1 protein-coding gene is annotated in these 1,235 nt (G+C 57.7%); it reads right to left on the bottom strand.

From position 1 onward, the window contains the following. Nucleotides 1–8 precede the first annotated feature (8 nt). Nucleotides 9–1,171 (bottom strand): IS3 family transposase gene (locus tag KDX37_RS29185; RefSeq protein WP_231656636.1). Its coding sequence is split into 2 segments (ribosomal slippage): nt 9–916 and nt 916–1,171, totalling 1,164 coding nucleotides; the frame shifts between segments, so codons are not numbered across the junction. Between the last annotated feature and the right edge of the window lie 64 nt (nt 1,172–1,235).

Here is a 1,235-nt window from a genome sequence, read left to right as displayed (position 1 = left end):
TGTAGTGGTCAACTAATCCCGGACACGACGTTAAGTTTTTCTTCGGCCCGAGCTGGCGCCAGCCCACCGTTGAATTGATGGGGGCGAACCCAGTTGTACCGATGCATCAAGAAATGGCTGATATCGCGCTGGGCTTCTTGAGCCGTTCGGTAACCCGTGGTCGGTATCCACTCCGTTTTCAAGCTGCGGAACACGCGCTCCATTGGCGCGTTGTCCCAGCAATTCCCCCGGCGACTCATGCTCTGGCGCATGCGATAACGCCACAGCCGCTGGCGAAATAAACGACTCGCATACTGCGACCCTTGATCCGAGTGAAACAGCAGGCCCTGAGGTCTTCCTCGTTGCTCGTACGCCATATCCAGCGCCTTGATAACCAGATCGGCGTCCGGCTTTTCCGACAACGCCCAGCCCACTACCCGGCGTGTGCAGAGATCCAGCACAACAGCCAGGTAATGCCATTTCCCCTGGGCCCAGATGTAGGTGATGTCGCCGCACCACACCTGGTTGGGTGCTGGAACATCGAACTCCCGATTCAAGATGTTCGGGATATCCAACCGTTCAACGGTCGCTCGTTTATAGGCATGTGATCCGGGCTGTTTACTGACGAGGTCAAGCTCGCGCATCAGGCTGCGCACTTTGAACCGACCGAGCTGCTCACCGTCGTCACGCATCAGCGACAGGATGCTACGGCTGCCCGCTGCACTACGACTTTGCGTGAACAACTCGCTCACCCGACTGCGCAACCGAAGCCGTTCGACATCTGGCGTGCGGCGCCGAAGGCGCTGGGCGTAGTAGCACGAACGGGGGACTTCAAACACCTTGCACAGCCAATCAGTCGGCTCATGGACGCTCAGCTGATGGATCAGCGCGTACGCTCGTGATCTTCCGACATCAAGAGCGCGGTAGCCTTTTTTAATATCGACTTTTCCCGTTCAAGGCGGGCGATCCGGGCTTCCAGCTCCTGGATTTTCTGCTGTTCCGGGGTCAGCGCTTTGCTCTGCGGAGTGACGCCTTGGCGTTCCTGCTGAACCTGATCAACCCAGCGGCGCAGGGCCGACTCTCCGATGCCGAGTGAACGGCTGGCTTCGATGTAGCTATAGTTTTGCTTGAGCACGAGGTCGGCAGCCTCGCGTTTGAATTCAGCAGAAAAGGAACGGCGTTGTTTGGTCATCTGACACCTCGATCTGGCGAGCATTCTCGCCTAAATGGGTGTCCGGTTTCATTAGACCACTACA

The organism is Pseudomonas californiensis, assembly GCF_021147775.1.
GTDB lineage: Bacteria > Pseudomonadota > Gammaproteobacteria > Pseudomonadales > Pseudomonadaceae > Aquipseudomonas > Aquipseudomonas californiensis.
Note: the sequence above shows the minus strand (reverse complement) of the source record. Positions and strands in the feature narration are given on the sequence as shown.